The 5,203-nt window shown below is 78.1% G+C and carries 7 protein-coding genes, 1 pseudogene and 1 riboswitch; of the genes and pseudogenes, 5 read left to right on the top strand and 3 right to left on the bottom strand.

Annotated elements, in window-relative coordinates; genetic code table 11:
- Window positions 1-50: 50 nt before the first annotated feature.
- From HLB09_RS12560 to HLB09_RS12550, 3 genes are all read right to left on the bottom strand, one after another.
- Window positions 51-671 (bottom strand): ECF transporter S component, encoded by a 621-nt coding sequence (locus HLB09_RS12560; protein WP_171203695.1) that lies wholly within the window; start codon window positions 669-671, stop codon window positions 51-53.
- Between the two features lie 53 nt (window positions 672-724).
- A riboswitch (TPP riboswitch) is annotated at window positions 725-831 on the bottom strand.
- 72 nt (window positions 832-903) lie between these two features.
- Window positions 904-2,016 (bottom strand): EAL domain-containing protein, encoded by a 1,113-nt coding sequence (locus tag HLB09_RS12555; protein WP_171203694.1) that lies wholly within the window; start codon window positions 2,014-2,016, stop codon window positions 904-906.
- A 5-nt stretch (window positions 2,017-2,021) separates the two neighbouring features.
- Entirely contained in the window at window positions 2,022-2,192 is a 171-nt protein-coding gene (locus tag HLB09_RS12550) for a DUF1059 domain-containing protein (RefSeq protein WP_171203693.1), read from the bottom strand.
- A gap of 241 nt (window positions 2,193-2,433) precedes the next feature.
- Between HLB09_RS12550 and HLB09_RS12545 the strand changes: the two genes are divergently transcribed.
- From HLB09_RS12545 to HLB09_RS17865, 5 genes and pseudogenes are all read left to right on the top strand, one after another.
- Window positions 2,434-2,712, top strand: coding sequence for a DUF4235 domain-containing protein (locus tag HLB09_RS12545; protein ID WP_171203692.1), 279 nt, complete (start codon window positions 2,434-2,436; stop codon window positions 2,710-2,712).
- Between the two features lie 4 nt (window positions 2,713-2,716).
- Complete coding sequence (locus tag HLB09_RS12540; protein WP_171203691.1) at window positions 2,717-2,863, top strand: hypothetical protein; 147 nt, start codon at window positions 2,717-2,719, stop codon at window positions 2,861-2,863.
- 216 nt (window positions 2,864-3,079) lie between these two features.
- Window positions 3,080-3,823, top strand: coding sequence for a SipW-dependent-type signal peptide-containing protein (locus HLB09_RS12535; RefSeq protein ID WP_171203690.1), 744 nt, complete (start codon window positions 3,080-3,082; stop codon window positions 3,821-3,823).
- A 59-nt stretch (window positions 3,824-3,882) separates the two neighbouring features.
- Entirely contained in the window at window positions 3,883-4,398 is a 516-nt protein-coding gene (locus HLB09_RS12530; protein ID WP_171203689.1) for a signal peptidase I, read from the top strand.
- Window positions 4,395-5,203, top strand: a pseudogene (locus HLB09_RS17865) (hypothetical protein); the annotation flags it as partial. The gene HLB09_RS12530 and the pseudogene HLB09_RS17865, both read left to right, overlap by 4 nt.

Raw genomic sequence — 5,203 nt, 5'->3', positions numbered from 1 at the left:
CCGCCCGCCGCCGCGGGCGCCCGCCGCGGCGGCGAGGGCGGGCACGGCGGTCAGACCCGCTGGCCCGAGCGGCCCGAGGGCAGCGCGGACAGCGCCCCGGTGCGGGCGAGCGCCCGGACGACGAGGTGGGCCAGGAGGCCGGCGAGGACGATCCCGGAGACGACCGAGGAGCCGATGTAGACGAGCTTCCAGCCGGCGGTCCACGTCACCGAGCTGGTGAAGGTCGTGTCCATGAGGCCCACCGCGACGCCCGAGGTCGCCCCGGCGAGGAGCGCTGCGGGCAGGCCCCACCGCCGGTAGCCGAGGACGGCGAACCCGATCTCGGCCGCGAGGCCCTGCACGAGGGCCCACACGAGGACGGTGACCCCCCACTGCGTGCCGATGAGCATCGAGGTGACGCCCGCGAGCACCTCGGCGAAGACGGCCGCCCCCGGCCGGCGCACGACGAGCGCGCCGAGGAGGCCGGGGAAGAGGAAGCCGCCGTTGACGAGGCCGGCCAGGGGCGCGAGGAAGGCCAGCGGGGCCGTGATCGGCTCGTACAGGGCGCCGAACGCCCAGAGCGCGACGCCCGCGGCGACGCCGACGACGGCGCAGGTGACGATGTCGACGACGCGCCAGCTGCGGCGGCTGCGGCGTGCGGCGCGGCCGGTCGTGCGAGTGGTGCTGGACATGGTGGTGCTCCTCCCGTGCGGTGCACGAGGGGGACGCCGCGCGCGGGTGCGCGACGGCGTCGAGCCCGACTCCCTACGCCGGTGCTAACCGGGTCAGGTTCGAGGGTCTGCGGCGCTCGCCGCACTCTCAGCGCCCTACGGCGCTCCCCTGTCGTCCGCCGCCGATGCTAGTCCCGCACGGCGAGCGCTCGCAGCCGAGGCCCGGCGGAGGGGTAGGTCGACCCCGGCGGCGTCAGCCCGCCGCGGCGCGGTGGGCCGCCGTCGCCACCGCCGTGGCCAGCACGTCCACGTGCACGAGCCCGAGGGCGCGACCGTCCGCGGAGGTGACGACCAGCGGCGCGAAGCGCTCGTGCTCGGGCCTCGCCATGGCGCGGGCCAGCGCCTCGTGGGGCGCGGTGGAGGGTGAGAGCGAGGTCACGGGGTGCTCGTGGCGGCCGCCGCCGGGCAGCGCCGTGCGGACGGCCAGCGGCCGGCCCCGCGCGTCCGTGCGCAGCTCCTCGGCCGACGGGCTGCGGACGAGGTCCGCCAGGCCGTCGCCGCGCCGCGCCGCCGCGGCGAGTTCCCGCGCGTCGGCGAGGTCTCCGGCGGGCCACGCCCGCTCGGGGCGGCCGAGCAGGTAGCCCTGCGCCAGGGGCACGCCGAGGCGGACGGCGGTCGCCAGCTGCTCGCGCCGCTCGACGCCCTCGAGGCAGACCCAGGCGTCGAGCGTGGCGGCCATCTCCCCGACGGCGCGCACCGCGGCCTCCACCGCGGGGTCCCGCCCCAGCTGCGCGACGAGCCGCCCGTCGAGCTTGACGAAGGAGGGGCGGACCTCGAGCACCCGCGCGAGCCCCGCCCAGGCCGCGCCGACGTCGTCGAGGGCGACCAGCGCCCCCGCCGTCCGCAGGGCGTCGAGCGGCGCCAGCACGCGGGCGTGGTCGTCCGGCCAGAGCCCCTCGAGCACCTCGACGACGAGGCCGCCGAGGTCCCCCCAGGAGAGCAGCTCGTCGACCACGGCGGGCTCGGCGAGGGCCAGCGGGTCGACGTTGACGGTGAGGAAGGTGTCGGGCGGCAGGGAGTCGAGGAGGGGTCGCGCGAGGCGCAGGGCGAGCACGTGCAGGTGCGCCAGCGCGCCCTCGTCGCCGGCCGCGGCGAAGAGCGGCGCCGGGCCCACCCAGAGGTGGGCCGCCGGACGCGCGAGCACCTCGTAGCCCGCCACCGTGGCGCTCTCGAGGCCCACCACCGGCTGCACCGCGCACCCCAGCAGCTCCGGCTCGGCGAGCACCGCCGCCAGCGCCCGCCGGGCGGTGCTCCGGGGGTCCGCCCCCGGCGCGGGGCCTCCGGCGGCGCTCGGCGCGGTGCTCACGGCGGTCACCCCTCGCGGACCCGGTCCCGCACGACGCCGACGAGCTCGGCGTCCGGCGCGACGCCGTGCTGCGCGCGGGCGTGGCGCTCGACGGCCTCGAGCACCGCCTCCTCGTCGTCCCCGCGGAGCTCGGTGGTGCAGCCGGGCACGACGTCGCCGCAGCGGAAGACCTTCATGGACGTGCTCCTCTCGGCCGTCAGCTCCCGCGGCGTCCGCGCAGGGGGCGGGCGGGTCCGGCTGGCGCCGTCGGGCGACGGCGCCCCCGGGGCATCGTCCCCCCAGTGGCCCCTGTCTGGCCACTGGCTGTCTGAAGTCGGCACTCAGCGTGACGGCGCCAGCCCGCGACGCGTCGGTGGACGCGGCGACCCGCGGCGTCCTGCCTTGCCCGCCGGCGGGGGCGGCGGCAGGGTGAGCCGCATGGGAGACGCCATCTGGAAGGTCGTCGGCACGGGGGGCGCCGTCGCCGCCGGCATCGCCGCGAACAAGGTCCTCACCGCCGTGTGGCGCAAGAGCCTCGGCGGCGAGCCCCCGATCAACCCGGAGTCGGACGAGACGACGTGGAAGGAGGCCATCGCCTGGGCCCTCCTCTCGGGCGCCGTCGTCGGCGTCGCCCGGCTCGCCTTCCGCCGCAACGCGGCCTCGTACTACCGCAAGAGCACGGGCCACCTCCCCGGCAACCTCGAGAAGGCCAGCTGACCCCGTGGTCCTGCGCACGCTCCGCGACCCCGAGGGCGGGCCGTCGCGGGGCGTGCGCGTGGTGGCCGTCCTGCTCGTCCTCGGGCTGGTCGCCGCACTGATCCCCACCCTGGTGCCCGTGCTGCGCGGCCTGCTCGAGCTGTTCACCTGAGGCGCCACGCACACCCTGTCGCCCTGTCCCGCAGTCGGTCTCGCCACGCCGAGGGCGGACAGCCGGGTGGCCGGGCGGCGTCTCCTCACGTGGTGAGTTACCCCGACCGGTGGAGATCCATCTTTCAACGACGCAGGTCCTCCTCCCCGCTTGCCGAGACCCCTGGCACAGCAGGACCGGGGGTCGGCCCCGGTCCGACGACCGGGGGGTCCCGACGTGAGCACCGACGCCAGCACCAGCAGCACCAGCCGCCCGGCCGCCGCCTACGGCTGGCGCCGGACCGCCCGGCCTGAGCCTCGGCGCCGCCGCGGCCTCGTCCGCGCCCTCCTCGCGGGCGGCCTCGTCCTCGGCGTCGGCTCCGCCGCCACCCTGGCCGCCTGGACCGACACCGAGTGGGTGTACGGCGACGGCTCCGCGGACGGCGGCGTCAGCGGCGTCGCCGCGAGCGTCTTCGAGGTCGAGCAGAACGTCTGGGACGGCGTCGGCGGCACCGCCAACTTCGTCAACCGCGAGACCCAGGCGCTGGCCGGCGGGCTGCTCTTCTCCCCGCTGCAGGCCCGCGCGCTCTCCCCGGGCGACCTCGTCTACGCGCCCATGCAGCTGCGGACGGCGGTCGGCAGCGCCGCCGCGGCCGTGAGCGTGGCTCCGGCCGTCCTCCAGGCCGGTGACCCCACCTTCTTCGGCGCGCTGCGCTACTCGGTGCGCAGCGGCGTCCCGCAGGCCGCGTGCGGCGACGCCGCCTTCGCCCCGGCCACGGCGTTGGGCACCGAGCTCGTCGCCAGCGCCCCGCTGAGCACCGGCTCCACCGCGGGCGCCCTGCAGCTCGGCGCCGCCACGGCGTCCACGCCCGGCGCCCCGGTCGACCTGTGCTTCGCCATCACGCTGCCCGGCGGCTCGCCCGACTCCCTCCAGGGGCTCGGCGCCACGCCCGTCTGGTCCTTCACCAGCCAGTCCCGCTGAGCGCGGCGCCGGCCCTCCGCGGGCCGGCGCCCGCACGACCGTCACCACGGGGGTGGGACATGAGCACGACGAGCGAGCGGCTGCGCGAGGCCGCCCTCACGACCGGAGCGGTGCTGGGCTGCGCGTGCCTGGCGCTGGTGCTCCTCGGCGCCGTCCTCGACGCCACGCTGGTCGTCTTCAAGACCGGCTCCATGTCGCCGACCATGCCGACCGGGGCCCTGGCCGTGGTCCGGCAGGTCGACGCGCTGGACGTCGGCGTCGGCGACGTCGTCACCGTCACCCGGGAGGGCCGTCTGCCCATCACGCACCGCGTGGTGCAGGCGGACCCCGACCCGGCGGTGCCCGGCGGCGCCCGGCTCGTCCTGCGCGGTGACGCCAACAGCTCCGTCGACCCGACGCCCTACGACGTGACCCGCGTGGGCCGCGTGGTGTGGGCGCTCCCGCACCTCGGCACCTGGGTCGAGAACGCCCAGCGGCCCGCCGTCCTCGGGGCCGCGACGGCGACCGTCACGGGCCTCGTCGTCCTCGCGGTCTGGCCGCGGAGGGAGCACGAGCTCGCGGAGGTGGCCCCGTGAGGCGCGCCGTGCTCGCGGGCCTCGCCGGTGCCGTCCTCGTCCCCCTGCTGGCGACCGCGCCGGCGACGGCGTCGACCACGACCGCCCGCGATCAGGTGGACGTCCTGCGCGTCACCTCCACGGTGGACCCCGACGCCCTGAGCCGCCTGGCTCCCGGCGAGCACGTCGACTGGCGCATCGTCGCCGACATCGAGGGCGCCCCGGAGGGGGAGCTCAGCCTCCGCCTGCTGGCGCGGGGCGCGCTCGTCGACCACGAGCGGGGCCTGCGGACGACGCTGCGCACGTGCGCGGTCCCCTGGGACGGCGTGGTGCCGGGGCTCCGCCCGCCGACGGCGCCCGTCCCGACGTGCCGCTCCGGGGAGATGCTGCTGCTGCAGGACGTGCCCCTCGCGGACGTCCCGGAGACGCTCACCCTCCCGGCCCGGACCATCACCCCCGCCCAGGGCGAGCGCATCCTCTTCACCGTGGTGCTGCCGGAGAACGCCCCGGACGAGCTGCAGGGCGCGGACTCCTTCCTGGGCGTCGGGGTCACCGCGGTCGGCGACGAGCTCGACCCCGTGCCCGGCGACGGGCCGACGCCCGGCCCGACGCCCACGCCCCTCCCGGACCCCGGCCCGACGACCGGTCCCGGCCCGGGCACGCCGGGCACGCCGGGTGACCCCGGAGGCGTCCCCGGCACGACGGGAGGCGCCCCGGGCACCACCGGAGGCGTCCCTGGAGCGCCGGGGGGCACCTCGGGCGGCGCCCTGCCGCTCGGCGCGTCCACCGGCGACGCCGGCCTCCTCCCGCTCTCGCGCAGCGGCGC

The sequence above is a fragment of the Pseudokineococcus marinus genome (genome assembly GCF_013004605.1).
Lineage (GTDB): Bacteria > Actinomycetota > Actinomycetes > Actinomycetales > Quadrisphaeraceae > Pseudokineococcus > Pseudokineococcus marinus.
The sequence above is the reverse complement of the archived record's forward strand: the minus strand, read 5'-3'. Positions and strand labels throughout refer to the sequence as shown.

What these genes read in the sequence shown, in the direction of transcription:
- HLB09_RS12530 (WP_171203689.1), top strand. Translation starts at nt 3,883, where the DNA reads ATGAGCACGACGAGCGAGCGGCTGCGCGAGGCCGCCCTCACGACCGGA.
- HLB09_RS12545 (WP_171203692.1), top strand. Translation starts at nt 2,434, where the DNA reads ATGGGAGACGCCATCTGGAAGGTCGTCGGCACGGGGGGCGCCGTCGCC.
- HLB09_RS12560 (WP_171203695.1), bottom strand. Translation starts at nt 671, where the DNA reads ATGTCCAGCACCACTCGCACGACCGGCCGCGCCGCACGCCGCAGCCGC.
- HLB09_RS12550 (WP_171203693.1), bottom strand. Translation starts at nt 2,192, where the DNA reads ATGAAGGTCTTCCGCTGCGGCGACGTCGTGCCCGGCTGCACCACCGAG.